Genomic DNA, 22,617 nt, shown 5'->3' on the forward strand with positions numbered 1-22,617 from the left:
CACACCATTCTGCCTGCTCGGGCAACAACGTGGGATTTTGCACCCTCCTGAACAGTGTTCAATAATGGCAATATGGATAGCTATCAAATACTCGCCGAGCGCGTGCTCGCCGGCGATTCGGCCACCGCCTCCGATGCTTGCGCGATCCTGTCGTCGCCCGATGAGGATCTGCTCGATCTGATCGCGGCTGCCTCACGGCTGCGCCGCGAACATTTCGGCAATCTCGTCAAGGTCAACTACCTCGTCAATCTCAAATCAGGGCTGTGTCCAGAAGACTGCGGCTATTGTTCGCAGCGCTTGGGTTCCGAAGCCGACATCCTCAAATACTCGTGGCTGCCCAGGGAAGAGGCGAAGCGGCAGGCGGAATTCGGTCTGGCAGGAGGAGCCTCGCGGGTCTGCCTCGTAGCCTCAGGACGCGGTCCCTCGAACCGGGACGTCGAACGAGTCTCTGGCATGGTCGAGGAAATCAAATCCTCATCGCCCGGCGTCGAGGTGTGCGCGTGCCTCGGGTTCCTCAAGGACGGTCAGGCGAAGCGGCTCAAGGACGCCGGGGTCGACGCGTACAACCACAACCTCAACACCGCTGAGTCCCATTACGCCGACATCTGCTCGACTCATACATTCGCCGATCGCGTCGACACTGTGGACAAGGCCCGCGGTGCAGGACTTTCCCCGTGCTCGGGGCTCATCGTCGGAATGGGGGAGACGAACGAACAGATCATCGAGGCCATTGAAGCGCTCAAGGCCGTCGACTCCGATTCGATCCCGGTCAACTTCCTCATTCCATTCGACGGTACGCCACTCGAAGGTACCTGGGCGCTTACCCCGCAGCACTGTATGCGGATTCTCTGTGCGGTCCGGTTCCTCTGCCCGGACCGCGAGCTGCGCATCGCCGGCGGCCGGGAGATGCACTTGCGTTCGCTGCAGCCGATGTCGCTGCACGTGGCCAATTCCCTCTTCCTCGGCGACTACCTCACCTCGGAGGGACAGGCCGCGGAAGAGGACCTCGACATGATCGTCGACGGCGGATTCGAGATCGTCGGCGCGGACAGTGCCCAACAGCTGCGTGATGAGCTCAAGTCCCACCGGGCCGCCCATCTCGCGGCCTTCGGCAGCGCAACCCCCGATGAAAGTGACGACACCACCGCCGCCGACATGGCGAATGCGCCCGCCTCGGTGCCATCGGCAGCCGGCACTCTGCCGTGCGGCAAGCCGTCGCCGCCCGTCGGTCACGAGGCAGACGGTTCCGGCGTCACGATCCCGACGATCCGTCGTCGAGGCGCAGGGACGGAGCTCTCACCCAATGCCTGATCCTGCGCGACGTGATCCTTTGAGCACTCTGGAACGCGACTCCGGGCTCCTATGGCATCCCTACGCTCCGCTCGACGCCGGCGCGCACTTCTCAGTCACCGGCGCGGCTGGTCCCTACGTGGACCTGTGCGATGTCGCCGGTGCCTCTCACCGGCTTGTCGACGGCATGAGCTCGTGGTGGTCGGTCGTCCACGGCTACCGGCATCCGTTCATGGACGCGGCGCTGACCGCTCAGCTGGGGTCATTCTCACATGTCATGTTCGGCGGTCTGACGCACGGTCCGGCCGTCGACCTGGCCGAGCGCCTCGTCGCAGTCACACCGCCGGGACTCGACCATGTCTTCCTGGCCGACTCTGGCTCGGTCTCGGTCGAAGTCGCGCTCAAGCTGGCGTTCCAATATCAACGGGCTCGCGGGCGCGATCGCAGACGTTTCCTCGCACTCGAAGGCGCTTACCATGGTGACACGACGGGAGCGATGGGTGTGTGCGATCCGGTCGGTGGGATGCACACCGATTTCGCAGGTTTGCTGGCATCTCAGCTGTTCCTACCTCGTCCGCCGTTGCCGGAGGCTTCCACCGCCGAAGTGGACGCATGGGTGATCAAGGCTGAAAACTTCGTCGATGCGCACGGGGCAGAGATCGCCGGCATCATCGTCGAACCCCTCTTCCAAGGTGCCGGAGGCATGCGCCCGTATCACCCAGCCGCCCTGCAGTCACTGCGACGGTTGGCCACTGAGATCGATGCCGTGCTCATCGCCGACGAGATCGCCACCGGCTTCGGACGCACGGGCTCTGACTTCGCCTGTCGGGCCGCCGGGATCACCCCGGACGTCATGTGCCTGGGCAAGGCTCTGACCGGCGGCTATCTCACATTGGCGGCGCTGATGTGCAGTGAAACGGTTGCAGACGTCATCACCGCTTCGTCCCACCGAGCACTCATGCACGGGCCCACGTTCATGGCTAATCCTTTGGCCTGCGCGGCAGCCATTGCCTCGATCAGTCTGCTCTTCGCCGCCGACGAGAGCGGGTGGGAGGCGGCCATCGCACGCATCGCCCCGGCTCTCGAATCCGGGCTCGCTCCCGCTCGAGGGTTCGAGCACGTGGCCGAGACGCGTGTGACCGGTGGTATCGGCGTCGTCGAACTCGACCGCCCGGTCGACGTGGGGCTGACCACGCGCATAGCCGCCGAACATGGGGTGTGGCTGCGGCCGTTTCGGCGGCACATCTATACGATGCCTCCCTATATCTCGTCTCCGGAGGTGGTGGACACCATCACGGCGGCGATGGTCGCGGCAGCCGCGGCACACGGGGATGGGTGCGAGTTCGAGGTTGCATCGTGAACGCCTTCTTCTCCCGCCTTTCCGCCGCGGCCGAGCGCCGAAGTGCTGCCGGTCTGGACCGCAGTGACCTCGTGCTCGACGGACTCGACCTCGCCTCGAACGACTACCTCGGACTCTCGGCGCATCCGCTGGTGCGTGCCGCAGCGATCGAGGAGATCGAACGCAGCGGCACCTCGGCCAGCGCGTCCCGACTCGTCACCGGAACCACACACGCCCACCACCGATTGGAAGCTGCGCTGGCCGAACGGCTGCGGCACCCTGCGTGTGTGACCTTCTCCAGCGGTTATCTGGCCAATATCGCTGCCGTCACTGCTCTGGCCGGTCCCGATACTCTCATCATCTCCGACGCCCACAACCATGCGTCACTCATCGATGCCTGCCGTCTGGCGAAAGCTCCGACGAGTATCGTCGCCCACAACGACCAGGGCGCCGTTGAAGCCGCACTGGCTGGTCGTCAGCAGTCCGAGGCGCTTGTCATCGTCGAATCGGTGTACTCCGTCTTCGGTGACGCCGCGGACCTGCCCCGACTTCTTGACCTCTGCGCTCGTTACGACGCTCTGCTGCTCGTCGACGAAGCCCACGGGATCGGTGTGACCGGCACCGAGGAATTCGTCGGAATGGGGGCGGCTGCCGCGGTGAGCGAATTCCGCGACCGTCTCGTCGTCACCGCAACGCTGTCGAAAGCGCTCGGCTCCCAAGGAGGGGCTGTGCTGGGAGCCGATCTCATCCGTGATGCTGTGGTCAACACTGCACGTACCTTCATCTTCGACACCGGTCTTTCCCCTGCCGGGGCGGCCGCTGCGCGTGCCGCTCTCGACCTCATCACCGCTGAGCGGGTGGCCTCGATGAAGGCAGCCCGCGCACAACTGGCAGCCGTGCTTGATGTGCCGGTTCCAGCCGGTGCGGTGCTGTCCGTTCCGATGCCGAGCCCGGAATCCGGCGTCCGGGCACGCGAACTGCAATGCGAGGAAGGCATCCTCGTCGGCTGTTTCCGCCCACCTTCGGTGCCCGACGGCATCACGCGTCTGCGGCTGACCGCTCGCGCCGGATTCAGCCCTGATGAGCTGGCCTATGCCTGTGAGCGCATTCGGGCGATCACCGAAATCTGCGCTGCGGAGTCGGCAGCATGATCCCGCGCTTTCTGCTCGTCACGGGAACGGACACCGGCGTCGGCAAGACCATCGCCACCGCGGCGCTGGCCGCGGCACTGACGGCGGTTGGGCGTCGAGTGATCATGTGCAAGCCGATCCAGACGGGGCATATCAGGGCCGACGATCCTGCACGTGAGCAGCTCGAGTCCGATTACTGCGACGTCGTCACAGAATCTGACGCGGAGGCGGTGGCGCGGCTGACCGGCATCTATACGTTCACGAACACCACCCTCCGCCTGCCGATGGCTCCGGTTCCCGCCGCCAAAGCCGAATCGGACGAGAACAAGTCGGCCGACGACAAATCAGCTGATGCCAAATCAGCCGACCCATGGCCAGCAGACCCTGAGTCAGTCGATGATGAGTCAGCTGGCGCTGTACGACCCGTTCCGGACTTTTCAGGAGCCGACAGAGTCTCGAATCTGCCGAGCGCGGCCGAGCATGTGGACTTCATACGTACGGCACTGGCACGAACCGATGCCGACCATGTCCTCGTCGAAGGGTCCGGGGGAGTCCTCGTCGATTTCGGAGGGCTTACCCTCGCCGACATCGCAGCCGGACTGTCGGAGGGAGAAAACTTGGTCGGTGCCGCCATCGTCGTCCGCTCACGCTTAGGGACTCTCAACCACACCGCTCTCACCGCTGAAGCCCTTGAGAGACGGCGGGTTTCGACCACCGGCATCATCATCGGTTCGTGGCCCGAAAAGGCGTCTCCGGTTGACCGTGACAATTTGGCTGCACTGTCGGCGATGGCACCTGTCCTCGGAGCGATTCCCGCCGGGGTCGGAGACAGGCTCGATCGGAACGAGTTCACTGCCCGGGCACCTGGGTGGCTGCGGCTGTCCTGATCGCAGAGGCGGTGAAGGAATCAGCCTGGTCGTCACTGTGAATCGTTGCAGGTCAGGCGCAAATTATGTGGTCCCCCCAGTGGGACTCGAACCCACACTGAATCGATTTTAAGTCGACTGCCTCTGCCGATTGGGCTATAGGGGGGGGAATGCTCAGAACACACTTTACCGGCAAAGCCCGGCCACCGCGATCTGAGACATTCCGCGGACGATCCGGGCACACGGCTAACCTGGAACGATGACGACGAACGGACCCACCGGGCAGGCCTGGGTGATCCTTGTCGTCGGTGTCCTCACGCAGATGGCGGCGACCATCGCGATTGCCGGACCCGCCTTCCTCATCCCCTACATGCACTCCGACCTCGGGTTCACACTCACCCAGGCCGGCACCGTCGCAGCCGCTCCGAGCTTCGGCCTCATCCTCACCCTCATCGCCTGGGGCGCATTCGCCGACCGTTTCGGCGAACGACTGGCGATGACCTTGGGGATCGGGCTGACCGCTGCGTTCTCGGCCGCCGCTGTCCTCGTCGTCGACTCGCCGATCTGGATGGTCATCGTCATCGCCGCCTCCGGTGCCGCGGCCGCCTCGGTGAACTCTGCGTCCGGCCGCGTCGTCATGGGCTGGTTCCCCCGCCACCGCCGAGGACTGGCCATGGGCATCCGCCAGATGTCCCAGCCCCTGGGCACAAGCGTGGCCGCCGTGACCATCCCGGGGATCGCCGCGGCCGGCGGATTCCCCGCCTACCTCTGGTTCGTCGCCGCCGTGACCGGGGTGCTCGGCCTCGTCTGCTTCGCCGTCATCCGCAACCCACCGGACCAGACGCCCACCCGCACCGAGGTGGCCGAACTCGACCAGGACACCGATCCCCAGACGACGCGCACCGATGACACCGAACCGGGCACCACCTCGGCGGGGGGCGGACAGCCCAGCACCGCCTCGGCGATCAATCCCTACCGCAGCGATTCCTTCCTGTGGCGCATCCACGCTGTCTCCGCGCTCCTCGTCGTCCCGCAGTTCGCGTTCTCCACCTACGGACTCGTCTGGCTCATCGTCGTCCAAGGGATCGGGGCGGGCACCGCCGGAGCGATCGTCGCGATCGCGCAGATCGTCGGCGCTGTCGGTCGCATGGTTGTCGGCGGACTCTCCGACCGCACGGAATCACGCGTGGGCCTCATGCGCATCGTCGCCGTCGCGGCCGTGATCGTCGTGGTCGCCATCGCCGTCCTGTCGCTGACACAGCTGCCCGCGCTCGCAGCTATCGTCTTCATCCTCGCCTCTGCTGTGTCGGTGGCCGACAACGGTCTGGCCTTCGCCTCGGTGGCCGAAGCCGCCGGACCGCGGTGGTCAGGCAAGGCGCTGGGAGCCCAGAACACGGGACAGTTCGTCATGTCGGCTCTGCTCGGTCCCGGATTCGGTGCCCTGGTGACGGCGTTCGGCTATCCGCTGTCCTTCGGACTCATCGCGCTGGCCCCACTTTTGAGCGTCGGAATCATCCCGCGACGCGACGTCGATCGCATAACCTGATATTCATCTCGGCACATTATCGTGCACGAGGCACACTCCGGTGTCGACAGTGAAAGGGAAGGATCTCGTGAACAGTCTGTTCCAAGAGAATCTGCGGGAGTACATCGACAAACTCCGCCTCGAAGGCTACGCCGTCGCGGACAGCCAGACGACGGATCCGCACCTGATCGACCCCATGGGCCGGGCCGTCGAAACGTGGCGGGAAGGGTACCCGTACGACGAACAGTTGGACCGCGAAGAATACGAACTCGAGAAGTACAAACTGCAGGTCGAACTGCTGAAATTCCAGTACTGGGGTCAGGACACGGGCGCCAAACACGTCATCGTCTTCGAAGGTCGTGACGCCGCCGGCAAGGGCGGGACGATCAAACGCTTCACCGAACACCTCAACCCGCGTGCCGCCCGCGTCGTCGCACTCAACAAACCCTCCGACCGCGAAGCCGGACAGTGGTACTTCCAGCGCTATATCTCCCACCTGCCCACGAGCGGGGAGATCGTCATGTTCGACCGATCCTGGTACAACCGGGGCAATGTCGAGCGGGTCATGGGATTCTGCACCGACGACGAGTACGAGACCTTCATGGAACAGGCCCCCGTGTTCGAGAAGATGCTCATCGACTCCGGAGTCCACGTCACGAAGTTCTGGTTCTCCGTGACCCAGAGAGAGCAGCGGACCCGGTTCGCGATCCGTCAGATCGATCCGGTGCGGCGGTGGAAGCTCTCACCGATGGACCTCGAGTCCCTCGATCGCTGGGACGACTACACGAAAGCGAAGGAAGAGACGTTCCGCCGCACGGATACCGATCACGCTCCGTGGATCACGATCAAGAGCAACGACAAGAAGCGCGCCCGCCTCAATGCGATGCGCTACTTCCTCAATCAGTTCGACTACGCGGACAAAGACCGATCGGTCGTCTATGACGCCGACCCGCTGCTCGTCCGTCGCGGCCGCGACGCCGTCGACGACTAGTTCAGTCACCGTCCACCGTCACCGAGGCGGGGGATCGCTGGTCCGGTCGACCGACTCCGGACAGAGATTCGGCCGGGTGGAAGGGGAAAGACCACCCGGCCGGAACCGTGGAGCGGGACTCGAACCCGCTGTGCAGTGACGTGCTGCTGTGCCGCCCGGAACCGGGCCGCCGCCCGGAGCCGGACCGCCGGCGCGGAGTGAAGAAGAATCAGACTTCTGCTGCGGCGTCTTTCCGTGCCCTGCGCAGCGCACGGCGCTTCTTGTGACCGGTGAAGCTGAGCAGGAAGAGGATGATCGCCAGGAGCACGAACAGCCCGCCGCCGGCGATGCCCGCATCGACCCAGAACTGGGGCGGGAAGAGGCGGATGAGCGAATCATCGGCGTAGAACTCCCACGTCCCATCGGCGAAGAACACCTTGTGGAACCCGCGGAAGAAGCTGTCCCAGCCGAGCACGGCGACGACGGCGACGGCGGCCATGAAGATGATGCTGAAGATCGACCCCAGACGCACTCCCGCGTGGATGCCCGATCCGTTCTTGCGGCACATGTAGATGCCGAAGAGTACGGACCCGATGATCCCGACGAGAGCCACAAGGTAGAGCAGCGAGATCAGACCCTTGACGTCAGCCATGTGGCTGAGCTCTTCGGAGATGAAGATCGGCTCTCCGTTGGGCATGACGATGTCGGCGAGGTAGCGCCGGGAATCGAAGTTGTGCAGGTAGTCGATGACATAGGTCCCGTAGTGCTCACGGTCGGCGGCACTGAAACCGAACTGGTCGGCCGGGAACCCGGGTCGGAAGTACTCGAATTTGAGGAAGATCCCGGAGGCGACGAAACGCACCGCCAGAGCCAGCAGGACGAACGGGGTGGCAAGCATGATCCAGATCGTGCCGATGACATCGAGCACCGACCGGCGCCGCTCGGGCACCTCGGGGTCGCGGACATCGGTCGACGTCGCCGCCTTCGACACCGCTGCCCAATCGGCTTCGCTCATCACCGCGGTGCGCGCATTCTGAGGCACCTCACGGGTGGCCCCGGTATCGGCCGTCGATGCAGCGGCGGCCGAATCCGTGCCGGCGGACTTCTGCGCAGCATTCTGCTCGGCGGCACGCGTGCTCGCGGTCGCGGGCTGGGAGTGCGGATTCGTCGAATGGGCGGGAGCCACCCTCACCGGACCCGTCGAGGGCTTCGCATCCGCGGAATGCTCAGGGGCATCCTCGGCGATGGGATCCGTGATCGGATCGAACGCCTCGGTGTCGGTAGAGGGATCATTCGCCGCCTCCAGAGGAGCCTGCGACTGCTTCTCGGCAGCACTGGCAGACCCTGAACTCATCCGCCTGCTCAGGAGGTCTTCGGTCTCGTTCTTCTCGTCTCTGGACACATCCCCATTGTCAGTGACCACCGGGTCCAAGCGGGGGAGGACACGCCACGGCGGTCGATTTCGCGGAGTCAGCCGAGCAGGGCGGCGATGATGACGAGCGCCGGAACGGACAGGACCGTGGTGATGAAGACGGCATCGCGCATGAGCGCCTCGGATTGTCGGTACTGCATCGAGTAGATGTAGACGTTCTGCGCGGTCGGCAGGGCCGAGGTGACGACGATGGCGAACAGGTCGATCCCGGTGTAACCGAGCAGGGGGCCGCCGATGGCCCAGGCGATGACCGGCTGGGCGATGAGTTTGGCACCGGTGATGTAGCTCAGCTGTGCGCGGCTGCCCTTGACGGGGATTCCCCACCCGTCCTTGAGTGAGATGCCGAAGGCCAGCAGGGCGCCCGGCACGGCCGTGGCGCCGATCATGTCGATGGGTTCGAAGATGAACCGCGGCAGCTCGAAACCCGTCGCCGAGGCGGCCACTCCGGCTGCGGCGCCGAGGACGATGGGGTTCTTGAGCACTTGGAGGATCGCGGAGTACCAGTGCGAATCATGCTGCTTCTTGCCCGCGCCGTCGAGCACGGCCATGCCGATGGGGGCGAGGATGAGCAGCTGGAAGAGCAGGACCGGGGCGACGTAGCCGATATCATGGAGGACATAGGCGGCGATCGGGATGCCGAGGTTGCCGATGTTGACGTAGCTGGTGGCCCACGCGGAGAACATCGCTTCGCCGGTGCTGCGTCTTCGGATCCACTTGGTGAGGGCGAAGAGGGCGGCACCGACGATGAGCGCCGACCCGCCGGTGGCGAAGAGGGCGGTGTTGAAGATCAGCCCGAGGTCGGTCTCGGAGACCGTGACATAGAGCAGGGTCGGGGTGCCGGCGTAGAAGACGAGCTTCGCGATGACCTGCTGGCCGTGAGGACCGAGAACGCCGGAGCGGCCGAGGACGAACCCGACGAGAATGACTCCGGCGATGACGGCGAAACCTTCGAATACGGCCAGCATGGGCTGCTCGGGTCCTCGCTTCCTGCGTCTGGGGCGGTGGTGTCAGTCCGCCTCGGCGATATCGGAGACGACATAGGACGCTGCGGCGCTGACCGCACTGACGGCGAACACGGCCGGCCACGCACCGATCTTCTTCGCCAGGGGATGGGAAGCGCCGAACCCGCCGAGGTAGGCCAAGCTCAGCCCGGTGGCGGCCGGCCAGCCCTTCTTCACATACCAGGAGCGGGCTGCGTAGGCGCCCGCGGCGGCGAGGACGACCCCGCCGAGGGGACGGATCCCGGTTTCGCGGGCGGTGAGGAAACCGCCGATGAGTCCGACGGCGACGAGCGGGGCGGTGGAGACTTCGCGTGCATCCTTCATGCGGACCAGTTTAGGCGCGCAGGTCATCGGCTCGGACGGTGGTCTCATAACGAGGAACTCCGATGCGGCGTCTTGGTGATCACAGCAGCGAGATCTTGATGACCGAGGCGATGCTGATGACCGCGATGAGGCACACCGAAGCGGTGAGGAAGGCCACGGCCCAGGGGGTCGGGCGGCTGCGCTCGGCCTGGATCGAGTCCGAGCCGAGCCGGTAGCGCCTGACCTGCATGGACAGCGCAGCGATGGCCAGGCCGATGCACACGACGAAGAGCGCGACCGACCAGCCTCCGAAGACATGGATGAAGCGCATGAAGATGAGGCTGACGACGGTCATGGTCAGGCTCGTGCGCAGCCATGACTGCGTGGTGCGTTCGGGCTGCAGCCCCGGATCGGGGTGCGGCAGCGGCCGGGGCCGCCGAGGTCGCGGAGTGCGAGGACTCATCGCAGCAGGCCGGCGAACACCAGGACGAGCAGACCCGCACCCAACGCCGAGGCGAGGCTGACTATGGGAATGATGAGCGGCAGCGGCAGGGAGGTCTTGCGCCGCATCGCCGATTCGATGCGGTGCCAGCGGAACGCGGCACCGGCGGCGAGGATGAACCCGATGACCATGAGCACGATCGACAGGGTCGCCCGCAGACCGGTCGAGAAGATCTCCGAGGTGAAGGCCTCGACGGCGATGCCGCCGCCGATGAAGGCCAGGGCGGTGCGGATCCAGGACAGGAAGGTCCGTTCGTTGGCGAGGGTGAAGCGCGGATCGGGGTCGACGCCGTCGGGGAAGACCCGACGGGCGATGCGGCTGCGGGAGTCCTGCGAAGAATTGTTCTCACTCACCCTTCGAGGATAGCGGTAGACGGTGTGCGGCATGTGTGGAACCCTGAGCTCATGGGCGACGACGAGTCGATGAAGTCCTTCCTGCAGCAGTCCCTCGACCGAGGCCGGACGAACCTGCGGTGGAAGCTGTCCGGACTCGACGAAAGGTCGCTGAGATGGCCGCGCACCCCGACCGGCTTCAACCTCCTCGGCGCACTCAAACACATGGCGCAGGTCGAGATCGTCTACTTCGGCGACACCTTCGGCCGCGCCTGGCCGAATCCCGACGAGCTCGTCACCGACGCCGACATCGCGCTCGACCCACAGGCTGACTGGTGCGCGACAGAGTTCGAGACGACCGAGCACCTGCTCGACCTCTACTCCCGAGTCGCCGAGTTCGCTGACGAGACCGTCGAGTCGCTCAGTCTCGATTCGCCGGGGCAGGTGCCGCCGGACTCTCCGAGGAGGCTCCGAACCTGCCGCAGGACTTCGACCAGGATGCGTATCTCGAACGCCTGCGCAGCATCGCCGACCGGTTCTGAGCAGGAACGCTCCGCGTCATTCCGAGGCGGACCGTCGTGAGAGGCGACTGGTGAGACGCCGCAGAGACGAAAGCACGGTTGTCACCTATCATGACTGAGGAAATACGGAGACCGCTGCGTCGCCGATGTGCGGGAGAGCCCGATGAGCGACCCCCCGACCACATCGTGAGTCTGTGCGCGGCCGAAGACGAAAGCGAAAGACACCATGAGTGAGCAGTCGAACGGTTCCGGCCCCGGCGACGCGGGTGATGCGGAAACCGTATCCGGAATCGAAGAGGCCTCGGGCCCGGCCAAATGGAAGGTCATCGGTCCCGGCCTCGTCGTCGCGGCCACGGGTGTCGGAGCCGCCGATATGGTGGCGACCCTGGTGGCCGGCAGCCAGTTCGGCTACGGACTGCTGTGGGCGGTGATCGTCGGCGTCATCCTCAAGATCGTCCTCGTCGAAGGCGCCGGCAGGTTCAGCCTCGCGACCGGAAAGACGATCTTCGAAGGCTGGCGATCACTCGGCCGCTGGACCACATGGTACTTCGGTCCCTACATCATCATCTGGGGCTTCGTCTACGGAGCCACCGCGATGAGCTCGGCGGCACTGCCGCTGGCCGCGCTCTTCCCCGGGATCAACCTGACAGTATGGTCGGTGCTCATGGGCCTGGCCGGCTTCGCCATGGTGTGGTTCGGCCGTTACGCCGTGTTCGAGAAGATCACCGCCGTCCTCGTCGGAATCATGTTCATCACCGTCGTGGGGCTGGCGATCATCGCCGCCCCGAACATTCCCGACATGCTCACCGGTCTGATCCCGATCATCCCCGAGGGCGGCGTGATCTACACGCTTGCGCTTGCCGGAGGCGTCGGCGGCACCATCACGCTGGCCGCCTACGGCTACTGGCTGCGCGAGAAGGGCTGGCACACCCCGAAATGGATGAAAGTGATGCGCATCGACAACTCGATGGCGTACGTGATGACCGGCATCTTCGTCATCGCCATGCTCGTCGTCGGTGCCGAGGTCGTCCGTGCCGCGGGAGTCTCGATCTCCGCCGAGGACAAGGGGCTGCTCGACCTCGCCGACGTCCTCAAGGCCCGCTACGGCGAGGTCGTGGGCATCGGATTCCTCGTCGGCTTCTGGGCCGCGTCCTTCTCCTCGATCATCGGCGTCTGGAACGGTGTGTCCCTGATGTTCGCCGATTTCTGGGGGCATATGCGCAAGAAGCCGGGCGGGCACCCCGACACCCTGACCGGCGGCAAGTACTTCAAGTTCTATGTGCTGTGGCTGACGTTCCCGCCGATGCTGCTGTTCATCCTCGGCAAGCCGATCGGGCTGATCCTCGCCTACGGCGTCCTCGGTTCGCTGTTCATGCCGTTCCTGGCCATCACCCTCCTCGGGCTGCTCAACGGCAAGAAGATCCCGAAGGAATGGGCGAACAAGCTGCACACGAACGTCGCCCTGGCGATCACCGCACTGCTGTTCATCATCCTCGGCATCCAGCAGCTCTACTCGGCGCTGGCACCGCTGTGGGGCGGCGGAAGCTGACCTGGGCTCTGCCCGGTCGTCAGCCTCTGCTGTGGGGTTGCCGCTAAGCTGGGAGACGCAATGGCAGAACAGAACCCGACCCCGTCGACCACTCCAGCGAACACGAATCCGGGACGGCCGCCTCGGCGCGGGAAGAACGGACGTGGGCGTGCGTCTCAGCGACGCAGAACTACGGCGGCGCACCATCAGCAGCGCCGGGCCCGACTCAAGGACGCCCGCGCGGCTCATCCGGTCACCGTCTCCTACCCCGAGGATCTGCCGGTCACCGCGGCGAAGGATGAGATCGCCGAGGCGATCCGGGACAACCAGGTCGTCATCATCGCCGGTGAGACGGGATCGGGAAAGACCACCCAGCTGCCGAAGATCTGCCTCGACCTCGGCCTCGGGATCGACGGACTCATCGGCCACACCCAGCCTCGGCGCATCGCCGCCCGGACCGTGGCCGAGCGCATCGCCGACGAACTCGACGAAGAACTCGGCAGCACCATCGGCTATCAGGTGCGGTTCACTGCGCAGGTCGCCGACTCCACCCGGGTGAAGGTGATGACCGACGGCATCCTGCTCTCCGAGCTCTCCCGGGACAAACTGCTGCGCGACTACGAAGTCATCATCATCGACGAAGCCCACGAACGCAGCCTCAACATCGACTTCCTCCTCGGCTATCTCAAGGAAGTCCTCGACCGACGTCCCGATCTCAAGGTCATCATCACCTCGGCGACGATCGACCCCGAATCGTTCTCCGCTCATTTCGACGACGCTCCGATCATCTCCGTCGAAGGCCGCACCTATCCGGTCGAGGTCCGGTACCGGCCGCTCGGGGACGATCCTGCCGATGACGATGTCGACGGACCCGGCGAATCCGGGAACTACGAGACCGGAGTCGAGGAGCAGACGGATGGAATCATCGCCGCCGTCGACGAACTCGCCGCCGAGGACCCCGGTGACATCCTCGTCTTCCTCTCCGGTGAACGCGAGATCCGTGACACCGCCGACGCCCTGACCGACCACCTGCGCAGACGCCCGCGGATGAGCAGCTGGGAGGTCGTGCCGCTGTTCGCCCGGCTCTCGGCCGGCGAGCAGCAGAAGGTCTTCCAACCGCATTCGCGACCTCGCATCGTCCTGGCCACGAACGTCGCCGAGACCTCGCTGACGGTGCCCGGAATCAAATACGTCATCGACGTCGGCACCGCCCGCATCTCCCGCTACTCCAACCGCACCCGAGTGCAGCGACTGCCGATCGAACGGATCTCCCAAGCCAGTGCGAACCAGCGCAAGGGCCGCTCGGGGCGCACCAGCGACGGTATCTGCATCCGGCTGTACTCACAGGATGACTTCGAGTCGCGGCCCGCATTCACCGATCCCGAGATCCTGCGCACGAACCTCGCCAGCGTCATCCTGCAGATGGCCTCACTGGGATTCGCCTCGAGTGATCAGGAGATCCTCGACTTTCCGTTCCTCACCCCGCCGGAGGCCAGAGCGGTCCGCGACGGACGCACGATGCTCACCGAATTCGGGGCGCTGACCAGCGACTCTGCCGGGAAGATCCACGTCACCGAGATCGGTCGGAAACTCACCGTGCTGCCGATCGACCCCCGCCTGGCCAGGATGGTCATCGCCGGCGCGGAAGCCGGCTGCGGGGGAGAGGTCACCGTCATCGTCGCCGCACTGTCGATCCAGGACCCCCGGGAACGACCGGCCGAATTCCGTGCCGCAGCCGATGAGAAGCACGCCCGGTTCACTCACCGGGGCAGTGATTTCCTGTCCTACCTCAACCTGTGGAACTACCTGCAGAGCCTGCAGGCGGACATGGGATCATCGAAGTTCCGTCGGCGCTGCAAGGACGAGTTCCTCAACTTCGTGCGCATCCGCGAATGGCAGGATCTCGTCGGACAGCTGCGCTCTCTGCTCGGCTCCGCAGGGATCAGGATCGAGAAATCCGTCTGGCAGCCGGGCGACGACGCGACGTCCGATGGGACAGACCTCGACGGCGACGGCGGCAAGGCGAATCCTGCTGAGTCCGGTGACGGTTCCGACCGTGGTCGTGGCGGTCGTGGTCGCAGGGGCCAGATTGCTCGTGGCGATCAGGACACCCGTGGCGGTCGGGGCGAAGGACATGCTCAAGGCCGGCGAGGCGCGAACGGCAAGATCGGGTTCGCCGAACTCAGCGCCGCCAAACGCAGCGCGAAGAAGCAGGGAGCGACCGGACCGGCAGCGGACACCGGGAAGCAGGTGGCGGCCGCGAAACTCGACCCGCACGCCGCCGCCATCCACCGATCGCTGCTCACCGGTCTGCTGACGATGATCGGCTCACGGTCGGAGCGGCACAAGGACTATCAGGGGGCTCGCGGCACCCGGTTCGCGATCTTCCCCGGGTCCGGACTCTTCAAGGTCAACCCGGACTTCGTCATGGCCGCCGAACTCGTCGAGACCTCCCGTCTGTGGGCACGCACCGTGGCCGCGATCGACCCGGACTGGGTCGTCGAAGCCGCCGGTGATCTGGTCACCCGCCAGCATTCGGATCCGCACTGGTCGACGAAGGCCGGCGCATCGATGGTGTACGAGAAGATCTCCCTCTACGGAGTCACACTCGTCAGCGACCGCCGCGTCGGCTACGGCACCATCGACGCCGAGGCCGCCCGGGACGCATTCATCCGCAAGGGTCTCATCGAAGGCGACTGGCACGAACGCTTCGGCTTCCTCGACCACAACGCGGCCGTCATCGACGAGGCCGAAGATCTGGCATCGCGGACACGGAATCGTCGGGTGCTCGACCAAGACGATGCCCTCTACGAGTTCTTCGACGAACGGATTCCGGAGGGGATCACCTCGGCGGCGGATTTCCGGGGCTGGTGGAAGAAGCAGAAGCGACGGGACGCGCACCTGCTCGACCTCACCACCTCGGTGCTGCTCAGTGACGACAGTGAGGAACTGACCGCCTCGGTGGCCTCGGACTTCCCGATGGAATGGGAACTGACCGATGGCACGCGGGCGAAGCTGCGCTACTCGTTCGACCCCGGCAGCACCGAGGACGGGGTGACCGTGGAGATCCCCGCCGAGGCGGTGCCCGCGGTCGACGCGGACGCATTCAGTTGGCAGGTCCCGGGCCTGCGCGAAGAACTCGTCGCCGCCTATATCCGGTCGCTGCCGAAGAACAAGCGCCGCTACTTCGTTCCCGCTCCCGACGTCGCCCGCGAGATTCTGCCGGCGCTCACTCCGTACCAGGGAAGCCTGCCGGAGGTGCTCGCCGCGTTTCTGAGCGAACGCGCCGGCGGGGGAGGGTTGAACGACCTCGTTCCGATCACGGTCACCGCCAACGATTTCGACCGATCGCGGATTCCCGCTCATCTGCGGCTGACCTTCCGGGTCGTCGATGGAAAGAAGACCGTCGGTCTCGGCGAGGACCTGACCGCACTGACGACGAAGGCCACACCGCAGGTGCGCAAGGCCCGCCAGAAGCAGAGCGCGTTCACCCCGAAGACGGGGCTGACGGACTGGTCGTTCGGTCAACTGGCCGACCCCGATCAGGCCGCAGCCGGCGTCGTCCCAGGGCTTGCCGACCGTACGGATTCGGTGGACTTGGTTGCCTTCGACACCGCAGCGCAAGCACGCCTGGCCACACGAGAGGCGATCATCACCCTGCTGGGGCGGCACACTGCTGATGCGCTGAAGTACTTGCAGGACGGGCTGACCACTCAGGAGAAGCTCATTCTCGCCGGTCATCAGACGACCGCCGATGAGCTGCTGGTCGGGCTGATTCGAGTGGGGATCCGCGGACTCGTCGCCGACCGGTTGGGGCCGGCTGAAACGTCATGGGTGGCCACCGCCGATGAGTTCGCGCGGCTGCGCAGGGACGTCGACGCCGAGCTGCCGCTGACCTGTTCATCGCTGCTGCCGTCCCTGATGAAGGCGCTGAAGGCGGCGACCGAGCTCGATAAGCTCGTCTCGAAAGCCTCCTCGTTGGCGATCCTCTCCAACCTCGCCGATGTGCAGGCGTGGCGAGCCGCCCGGATGACTGCAGGCGCCATTGCGGCGATGACTCCGCAGATGCTGCGCGAGCTGCCCCGCTGGGTGCAGGCCGAAGTGGGGCGCATCGGCGGAATGCAGGACTCGCCGATCCGTGACAAGCAGCTCATGGATCGAGTCACCGGCTGCAGCAGCGATGTGGTCAGGAAGATCGGCAACCGCTTCCCGGCACTGGCGAAGGCCGAGTGGTCGCAGCTGATCGTGTCGCTGCCCACTGAATGGGTCGAGGTCGTCGTGATGCTCGAAGAGTTGCGCGTCTCACTGTTCGCGAACTCGCTGGGCACGGCACATCCGGTGTCGGAGAAGCGCATCGCGAAGGCTCTCGCCCAGCTCTGAGTACACCATCCCTCACCCTTGGTGGCAGAACGCCCCGTTGCAGCGGGATGTTTTGGCGCGAAGAGTGACTGATGCGTGAGTACCTGTAGGACAAGCCGCGGGCGGGAGGTTCTGCCGCGGCGGGTAGGGAATGCGAACTGTGGTCAGGGATGCAGGGCGGTAGCTGCCGCCGGGGCCCGCGAACGTCAGACGTCGGCGAAGAAGCCGCTGAAGAGCCACCACAGCGGCAGAGCTCCGGCGGCAAGAAGGGTCGCGACACTCCACCAGATGCGCCACTTCCACGTGCGACGGCGGGTGCCGATGAAGAGGAACGCGAGATAGAAGACGAGGCAGAAGGCTCCCGAGAGGCTCAGCAGCACCATTCCGGCCGCCTCGCCGCCGGAGGTGCCGAGATCGAAGAGGTACTTCGTCGTCTGCGCTATCTGCCAGGAGAACCAGATCGCCGCGCACAGCAGCGGGACACCCAGGACTCCCGCAACGATGAGCGGCAGGGCCTTGAGCCACCGTTCCTTCGGTTCCGAACGGCCGGCATATTCGACGAATTCCTCAGACATCGCACCCCAGCATATGGGCCGATTCCGACAGGACGCTGGACGCAACGCGGACCGGCAGACCCGGCCTCGGCCACTGTGACTGAACGGACACGCCGGAGAGTGACGAAGAACGATAGGATATTGCGGTGACTTCTGGCCAGTATTCCGACAAGGACATCCGACGCGAGGCATCCCGCCGCCGCACGTTCGCTGTCATCTCGCACCCCGACGCGGGCAAATCGACGACCACCGAGGCGCTCGCCCTCCACGCCCGTGCCATCGGCCAGGCAGGAGCCACCCATGGCAAGGCCGGTCGCCGTGCCACCGTCTCCGACTGGATGCAGATGGAGCAGGACCGCGGAATCTCGATCTCCTCGGCTGCTCTGCAGTTCGAGTACCGCGACGCCGTGTTCAACCTCGTCGACACCCCGGGCCACGCCGACTTCTCCGAGGACACCTACCGTGTGCTCTCCGCCGTCGACTGCGCCGTCATGCTCATCGACGCTGCCAAAGGCCTCGAGGCGCAGACGATGAAGCTCTTCGAAGTCTGTGCCCACCGCAACATCCCGATCATCACGGTCGTCAACAAATGGGACCGTCCCGGCCTCGACGCGCTCGAACTCATGGACGAGGTCCAGCAGCGCACCGGCCTCCTGCCCACCCCGATCACCTGGCCCGTCGGCCAGTCCGGCGACTTCCGCGGAGTCCTCGACCGCGCCAGCGGCGAGTACACGAAGTACACCCGCACCGACGGAGGCGCCACGATCGCCGGTGAGGACACGTACACCCACGAGGCGGCTGCCGACCTCGAAGGCGATGCCTGGACGACCGCTGTCGATGAGTCCGATCTGCTGGAGATGGAGGACCAGAACCACGACCAGGAGACCTTCCTGGCGGGCAAGTCGACCCCGGTGATGTTCGCCTCGGCCGTGCTCAACTTCGGCATCCACAAACTCCTCGACCTCCTCGTCGACCTCGCCCCAGCGGCAGAGGCACGCCTGGACAAGAACGACGAACCGCGTCCCGTCGACGAACCGTTCTCCGGTTTCGTCTTCAAGGTCCAAGCCGGAATGGACTCGAACCACCGCGACCGGCTCGCCTACATTCGCGTCTGCTCGGGAGTCTTCGAACGCGGAACCGTGCTCACCCACGCCAGCACCGGCAAACCCTTCGCCACGAAGTACGCTCAGCAGGTCTTCGGCCGCGACCGCGACGTCGTCGACGAAGCGTTCCCCGGCGATGTCGTAGGATTGGTCAACGCCTCCGCGCTGCGCGTCGGTGATTCCCTCTACCTCCACAAGAAGGTCGAGTTCCCCGGAATCCCGACGTTCTCTCCCGAGCACTTCATGGTCATTCGTGCCAAGGACTCCTCGAAGTACAAGCAGTTCCGCCGCGGCATCGAACAGCTCGACCACGAAGGTGTCATCCAGGTGCTGCGTTCCGATCTGCGCGGTGACCAGGCGCCCGTGCTCGGGGCGGTCGGCCCCATGCAGTTCGAAGTGGCCGAAGACCGGATGACCAACGAATTCAACGCTCCCTGCACCCTGGAGCGTCTGAACTTCTCCCTCGCCCGACGCACCACAGCCGAATGCGTGCCGACCCTGGCCCGGGAGCGCTCGGTCGAGGTCCTCCACCGTTCCGACGGAGAGCTGCTGGCGCTGTTCTCCGACCGGTGGCGGCTGCAGGGCGTGCAGAAGAACCACCCCGACCTGGTCCTCGAACCTCTGGTCGTCAGCTGAGACGAACGCTGCCGTGTTCGGATGCCGGTGTTCGGCATTTTGACGCGGACATTATTATGGTTAGTCGGGGCCGAAGCGAAGCCCCGCAGGGCCAACCGCCCGTGTGGGACCCTCCCGCCGCTCGGTGAAACCCGTACAGACAAAGGAGAATTGTGGGAACGAAATCGATTCGAGTCGCGATTGCCGGACTGGGCAACTGCGCCTCGTCCCTGATCCAAGGCGTGGAGTACTACCGGAACGCGTCGCCCGGGACGAAGGTTCCCGGCCTCATGCACGTGGAATTCGGGGATTATCACGTCGGTGACATCGATTTCGTTGCCGCCTTCGACGTCGACGGCAAGAAGGTCGGCGTCGACATCGCCGAGGCCATCACCGCCAGCGAGAACAACACCATCAAACTCGCCGACGTGGAGCCGACCGGCATCGAGGTCCTGCGCGGACCCACCCTCGACGGTCTCGGTGAGTACTACCGCGACACGATCGTCGAATCCGACCGTGAGGCTGTCGACGTGGTCAAGGCTCTCAAGGACGCCGAGGCGGATGTCCTCGTGTGCTATCTGCCCGTCGGTTCCCAGCAGGCCGTCGAGTTCTACGCTCAGGCCGCCATCGACGCGAAGGTCGCCTTCGTCAACGCCCTGCCCGTGTTCATCGCCGGCACCAAGGAATGGGACGAGAAGTTCCGTGCCGCCGGTGTCCCGATCGTCGGTGACGACATCAAGTCCCAGATCGGTGCGACCATCACCCACCGTGTGATGGCGAAGCTGTTCGAAGACCGCGGCGTCGTCCTCGACCGGACCTACCAGCTCAACGTCGGCGGCAACATGGACTTCAAGAACATGCTCGAGCGTCAGCGTCTTGAGTCGAAGAAGATCTCGAAGACCCAGGCCGTGACCTCGAACACGTCGGCTCAGCTGTCCGACCGCGACGTCCACATCGGACCCAGCGACTACGTCGAATGGCTCGACGACCGCAAGTGGGCGTTCGTCCGCCTCGAGGGCCGCAACTTCGGCGACGCTCCCGTGTCCCTGGAATACAAGCTCGAGGTGTGGGATTCGCCGAACTCTGCCGGCGTCATCATCGACGCCGTGCGTGCGGCGAAGATCGGCCTCGACCGCGGAATCGGCGGAGCCCTCATCTCCGCCTCGTCATACTTCATGAAGTCGCCGCCGGAGCAGAAGGACGACGACGCCGCCCACGAGGCCGTCGAAGCCTTCATCCGCGGCGACATCGAACGCTGATCTCGCCGAGGCGGCCCACCCTCAGCCCGAGAGCTGAGCCGCCGTCCGGCTGACAGGGCGCCGACCGCAGACTTCTGCGGTCGGCGCCCTGTCACATTCACCAACGTCGGTGAGTACGAGACCACACGGCCGCCTCGGCGGGGGACGGGTGCGCCGGTCAGCCTCCGAACATCCGGAATATGAGATTCCCGCGACACAATGCTGATTGTCCATGAGACTTGCACCTTGAGGTGATCGCACTCACATGAGCGACACCGGGCTCAACGCATTCGCCAGCGCCACACCGACCGAGGAGAACTGATGTCGAGCACCACACCTGCGACCGCAGAGAAGAGGAACGACGGTTCCGAGCTGAGCTGGCTCATGCGCGTTCTCGTCATCATCGAGAAGGCCGGCAACAAACTGCCGCACCCGTTCTGGCTGTTCCTGTCGCTGGCGGTCATCGTCATGATCCTCTCGGCGATCTTCTCGTCCACCGGTCTCAACGCCGTCAACCCGGCCACGGACGAGAAGGTGACGGTGACGAACCTCTTCGCCACCGAATCGCTGCGAGAGATCGTCGCGGGAGCAACGAACAACTTCGTCACCTTCCCACCGCTGGGACTCGTGCTCATCGTGCTCATCGGCGTGGCCGTGGCCGAACAGTCCGGACTCATCCCGGCGATGCTGCGCGGCACCATCGCCGGAGCCTCGCCGCGGTGGATCACGTTCATCGTCGCCCTGGCCGGAACCGCCGCGTCGATCGCCTCCGATGCTTCCTACATGATCATGATTCCCCTCGGCGGGCTCGCATTCAAAGCTGTCGGCCGCAATCCGCTGCTCGGCTGCCTCGTCGCCTATGCCGCGACCTCGGGAGGCTATTCGGCAGCGCCGATGGTCAATTCGCTCGACACGATCCTCGGCGGTCTCTCGACTTCGGCCGCGCAGATCATCGACGCGGACTACACCGTCAGCCCGGTCGCGAACTTCTACTTCAACTTCGTCTCCATGTTCGTCGTCGCCATCGCCGTGACCCTGGTGACCGAGCTGGTCCTGTCCAAACGCGCCGACCAGATCGAACTCGACGAGGAGACCGATGACGATCCGGACAGCTTCGACGTCAAGATGGCGCTCGACGCCAGGGAGAAGCGCGGAATCGTCATCGCCGTCATCTCCATCGTCGTCTGCGCCGCAGTGCTGTTCGCCCTCGCCTGGCCCGCCGGATCGTTCCTCCGGGACGAAGCCGGAGGCTTCGGTCCGGAATCGGGCCTGATGGCCGGAATCGCCGCGATCATCGGCTTCGGCTTCTTCATCGTCGGCATCGTCTACGGCTACGCCACCGGGTCGATCAAGCGCACCGCCGACATCCCCGAGATGATGGGCAAGGGTCTGCTGCCCTTCGTTCCGGTCATCGTCCTGTTCTTCGCGGCCAGCCAGTTCCTGGCCCTGTTCAAGATGTCCAACCTCGGTGAGATCCTCGCGATCAAAGGGGCGGAGGTCTTCGGGGCGCTCAACACCGGATCGTTCGTCATCCTGCTCGGCGGTTGGCTGCTCGTGGCGCTGGGTGCCCTGTTCCTCACCTCCGGATCGGGACTGTGGACGCTCATGGCTCCGGTGCTCGTACCGATGTTCATGCTCCTGTCCATCGCCCCGGAGACCACTCAGGCGCTCTACCGCATCGGCGACTCGACGACGAACATCATCTCCCCGATGAGCCCGTACTTCGTCGTCGTCCTCGGCTTCGTGCAGCGGTACAAGAAGGATGCGGGCATCGGCACGGTGCTCTCCTTCACGATCCCGCTGTCGTTTTCCATGTTCGTCCTCTGGGGGCTGCTGTTCTTCATCTGGTGGGCCACCGGCATCCCCTGGGGCCCGGGTTCGGCCACCCACTACCAGATGGGCTGAACCGGGAATTCTCCGGCCGATGCGGGCGTTGTCCACGACATGATCACGATCATGCAACGTCGGGTGCCGCAGGCCGGAATCCTCAGTTCCCGTCCAGACCGTCC

At 65.1% G+C, this 22,617-nt stretch carries 18 protein-coding genes and 1 tRNA gene; 12 read left to right on the forward strand and 7 right to left on the reverse strand.

The window, feature by feature from the left end; genetic code table 11:
- The first annotated feature begins 72 nt into the window (after nt 1–72).
- From bioB to bioD, 4 genes are read left to right on the forward strand one after another with little or no spacing between them, the layout of a single operon-like run.
- Nucleotides 73–1,311 (forward strand): biotin synthase BioB, encoded by a 1,239-nt coding sequence (gene bioB / locus QYM46_RS06480; RefSeq protein ID WP_432791265.1) that lies wholly within the window; start codon nt 73–75, stop codon nt 1,309–1,311.
- Nucleotides 1,304–2,650: an adenosylmethionine--8-amino-7-oxononanoate transaminase gene (gene bioA, locus QYM46_RS06485; protein ID WP_432791266.1), complete on the forward strand. Its 1,347-nt coding sequence runs from the start codon at nt 1,304–1,306 to the stop codon at nt 2,648–2,650. Before bioB ends, bioA begins: the two co-directional genes overlap by 8 nt.
- Nucleotides 2,647–3,780 carry an aminotransferase class I/II-fold pyridoxal phosphate-dependent enzyme gene (locus tag QYM46_RS06490; RefSeq protein ID WP_432791267.1) on the forward strand — a complete coding sequence of 378 codons (1,134 nt, stop codon included), beginning with the start codon at nt 2,647–2,649 and terminating at the stop codon, nt 3,778–3,780. The genes bioA and QYM46_RS06490 overlap by 4 nt, the downstream gene beginning before the upstream one ends.
- Nucleotides 3,777–4,646 carry an ATP-dependent dethiobiotin synthetase BioD gene (gene bioD / locus QYM46_RS06495; protein WP_432791268.1) on the forward strand — a complete coding sequence of 290 codons (870 nt, stop codon included), beginning with the start codon at nt 3,777–3,779 and terminating at the stop codon, nt 4,644–4,646. Before QYM46_RS06490 ends, bioD begins: the two co-directional genes overlap by 4 nt.
- A gap of 68 nt (nt 4,647–4,714) precedes the next feature.
- Here the strand turns inward: bioD and QYM46_RS06500 are convergent.
- Nucleotides 4,715–4,791 (reverse strand) — tRNA-Leu (locus QYM46_RS06500).
- 93 nt (nt 4,792–4,884) lie between these two features.
- Between QYM46_RS06500 and QYM46_RS06505 the strand changes: the two genes are divergently transcribed.
- Nucleotides 4,885–6,171 (forward strand): MFS transporter, encoded by a 1,287-nt coding sequence (locus tag QYM46_RS06505; protein ID WP_432791269.1) that lies wholly within the window; start codon nt 4,885–4,887, stop codon nt 6,169–6,171.
- Nucleotides 6,172–6,238: 67 nt separating this feature from the next.
- Nucleotides 6,239–7,141 carry a polyphosphate kinase 2 gene (ppk2, locus tag QYM46_RS06510; protein ID WP_169251806.1) on the forward strand — a complete coding sequence of 301 codons (903 nt, stop codon included), beginning with the start codon at nt 6,239–6,241 and terminating at the stop codon, nt 7,139–7,141.
- Nucleotides 7,142–7,349: 208 nt separating this feature from the next.
- On the opposite strand, the gene QYM46_RS06515 is transcribed toward ppk2, so the two are convergent.
- From QYM46_RS06515 to QYM46_RS06535, 5 genes are all read right to left on the reverse strand, one after another.
- Complete coding sequence (locus tag QYM46_RS06515; protein ID WP_432791270.1) at nt 7,350–8,522, reverse strand: TIGR01906 family membrane protein; 1,173 nt, start codon at nt 8,520–8,522, stop codon at nt 7,350–7,352.
- 68 nt (nt 8,523–8,590) lie between these two features.
- On the reverse strand, nt 8,591–9,517 hold the full coding sequence (locus tag QYM46_RS06520) for an AEC family transporter (RefSeq protein WP_432791271.1): 927 nt from the start codon (nt 9,515–9,517) through the stop codon (nt 8,591–8,593).
- A 42-nt stretch (nt 9,518–9,559) separates the two neighbouring features.
- Nucleotides 9,560–9,877: a hypothetical protein gene (locus QYM46_RS06525; RefSeq protein ID WP_229663872.1), complete on the reverse strand. Its 318-nt coding sequence runs from the start codon at nt 9,875–9,877 to the stop codon at nt 9,560–9,562.
- A gap of 79 nt (nt 9,878–9,956) precedes the next feature.
- A complete protein-coding gene (locus QYM46_RS06530; protein WP_432791272.1) occupies nt 9,957–10,319 on the reverse strand; it encodes a DUF202 domain-containing protein in 363 nt (120 codons plus the stop codon).
- Nucleotides 10,316–10,744, reverse strand: a complete 429-nt coding sequence (locus QYM46_RS06535; protein ID WP_101555385.1) for a YidH family protein — start codon at nt 10,742–10,744, stop codon at nt 10,316–10,318. Before QYM46_RS06535 ends, QYM46_RS06530 begins: the two co-directional genes overlap by 4 nt.
- 18 nt (nt 10,745–10,762) lie before the next feature.
- Between QYM46_RS06535 and QYM46_RS06540 the strand changes: the two genes are divergently transcribed.
- From QYM46_RS06540 to hrpA, 3 genes are all read left to right on the forward strand, one after another.
- A complete protein-coding gene (locus tag QYM46_RS06540; protein WP_432791273.1) occupies nt 10,763–11,272 on the forward strand; it encodes a DUF664 domain-containing protein in 510 nt (169 codons plus the stop codon).
- A 165-nt stretch (nt 11,273–11,437) separates the two neighbouring features.
- Complete coding sequence (locus tag QYM46_RS06545) at nt 11,438–12,760, forward strand: Nramp family divalent metal transporter (RefSeq protein WP_248279138.1); 1,323 nt, start codon at nt 11,438–11,440, stop codon at nt 12,758–12,760.
- 60 nt (nt 12,761–12,820) lie between these two features.
- A complete protein-coding gene (gene hrpA, locus QYM46_RS06550; protein WP_432791274.1) occupies nt 12,821–17,119 on the forward strand; it encodes an ATP-dependent RNA helicase HrpA in 4,299 nt (1,432 codons plus the stop codon).
- 185 nt (nt 17,120–17,304) lie between these two features.
- Here hrpA and QYM46_RS06555 read toward each other — a convergent pair whose 3' ends face one another.
- Nucleotides 17,305–17,673 (reverse strand): hypothetical protein, encoded by a 369-nt coding sequence (locus QYM46_RS06555; RefSeq protein ID WP_169251812.1) that lies wholly within the window; start codon nt 17,671–17,673, stop codon nt 17,305–17,307.
- A gap of 125 nt (nt 17,674–17,798) precedes the next feature.
- Here QYM46_RS06555 and QYM46_RS06560 point away from each other — a divergent pair, with 125 nt between their 5' ends.
- From QYM46_RS06560 to QYM46_RS06570, 3 genes are all read left to right on the forward strand, one after another.
- Nucleotides 17,799–19,391, forward strand: a complete 1,593-nt coding sequence (locus QYM46_RS06560) for a peptide chain release factor 3 (protein ID WP_432791275.1) — start codon at nt 17,799–17,801, stop codon at nt 19,389–19,391.
- Between the two features lie 152 nt (nt 19,392–19,543).
- Entirely contained in the window at nt 19,544–20,629 is a 1,086-nt protein-coding gene (locus QYM46_RS06565) for an inositol-3-phosphate synthase (RefSeq protein ID WP_169251814.1), read from the forward strand.
- 300 nt (nt 20,630–20,929) lie between these two features.
- Complete coding sequence (locus tag QYM46_RS06570) at nt 20,930–22,513, forward strand: AbgT family transporter (RefSeq protein WP_169251815.1); 1,584 nt, start codon at nt 20,930–20,932, stop codon at nt 22,511–22,513.
- Nucleotides 22,514–22,617 lie beyond the last annotated feature (104 nt).

Source organism: Brevibacterium sp. K11IcPPYGO002, assembly GCF_050920635.1.
In the GTDB taxonomy this organism is placed as follows: Bacteria; Actinomycetota; Actinomycetes; order Actinomycetales; family Brevibacteriaceae; genus Brevibacterium.

Bases quoted from the DNA above. Each gene is read 5' to 3' on its own strand.
- bioB (WP_432791265.1), top strand. From the start codon at position 73: ATGGATAGCTATCAAATACTCGCCGAGCGCGTGCTCGCCGGCGATTCG.
- bioA (WP_432791266.1), top strand. From the start codon at position 1,304: ATGCCTGATCCTGCGCGACGTGATCCTTTGAGCACTCTGGAACGCGAC.
- bioD (WP_432791268.1), top strand. From the start codon at position 3,777: ATGATCCCGCGCTTTCTGCTCGTCACGGGAACGGACACCGGCGTCGGC.
- QYM46_RS06505 (WP_432791269.1), top strand. From the start codon at position 4,885: ATGACGACGAACGGACCCACCGGGCAGGCCTGGGTGATCCTTGTCGTC.
- QYM46_RS06520 (WP_432791271.1), bottom strand. From the start codon at position 9,517: ATGCTGGCCGTATTCGAAGGTTTCGCCGTCATCGCCGGAGTCATTCTC.
- QYM46_RS06525 (WP_229663872.1), bottom strand. From the start codon at position 9,877: ATGAAGGATGCACGCGAAGTCTCCACCGCCCCGCTCGTCGCCGTCGGA.
- QYM46_RS06530 (WP_432791272.1), bottom strand. From the start codon at position 10,319: ATGAGTCCTCGCACTCCGCGACCTCGGCGGCCCCGGCCGCTGCCGCAC.
- QYM46_RS06535 (WP_101555385.1), bottom strand. From the start codon at position 10,744: ATGCCGCACACCGTCTACCGCTATCCTCGAAGGGTGAGTGAGAACAAT.
- QYM46_RS06540 (WP_432791273.1), top strand. From the start codon at position 10,763: ATGGGCGACGACGAGTCGATGAAGTCCTTCCTGCAGCAGTCCCTCGAC.
- QYM46_RS06545 (WP_248279138.1), top strand. From the start codon at position 11,438: ATGAGTGAGCAGTCGAACGGTTCCGGCCCCGGCGACGCGGGTGATGCG.
- hrpA (WP_432791274.1), top strand. From the start codon at position 12,821: ATGGCAGAACAGAACCCGACCCCGTCGACCACTCCAGCGAACACGAAT.
- QYM46_RS06555 (WP_169251812.1), bottom strand. From the start codon at position 17,673: ATGTCTGAGGAATTCGTCGAATATGCCGGCCGTTCGGAACCGAAGGAA.
- QYM46_RS06570 (WP_169251815.1), top strand. From the start codon at position 20,930: ATGTCGAGCACCACACCTGCGACCGCAGAGAAGAGGAACGACGGTTCC.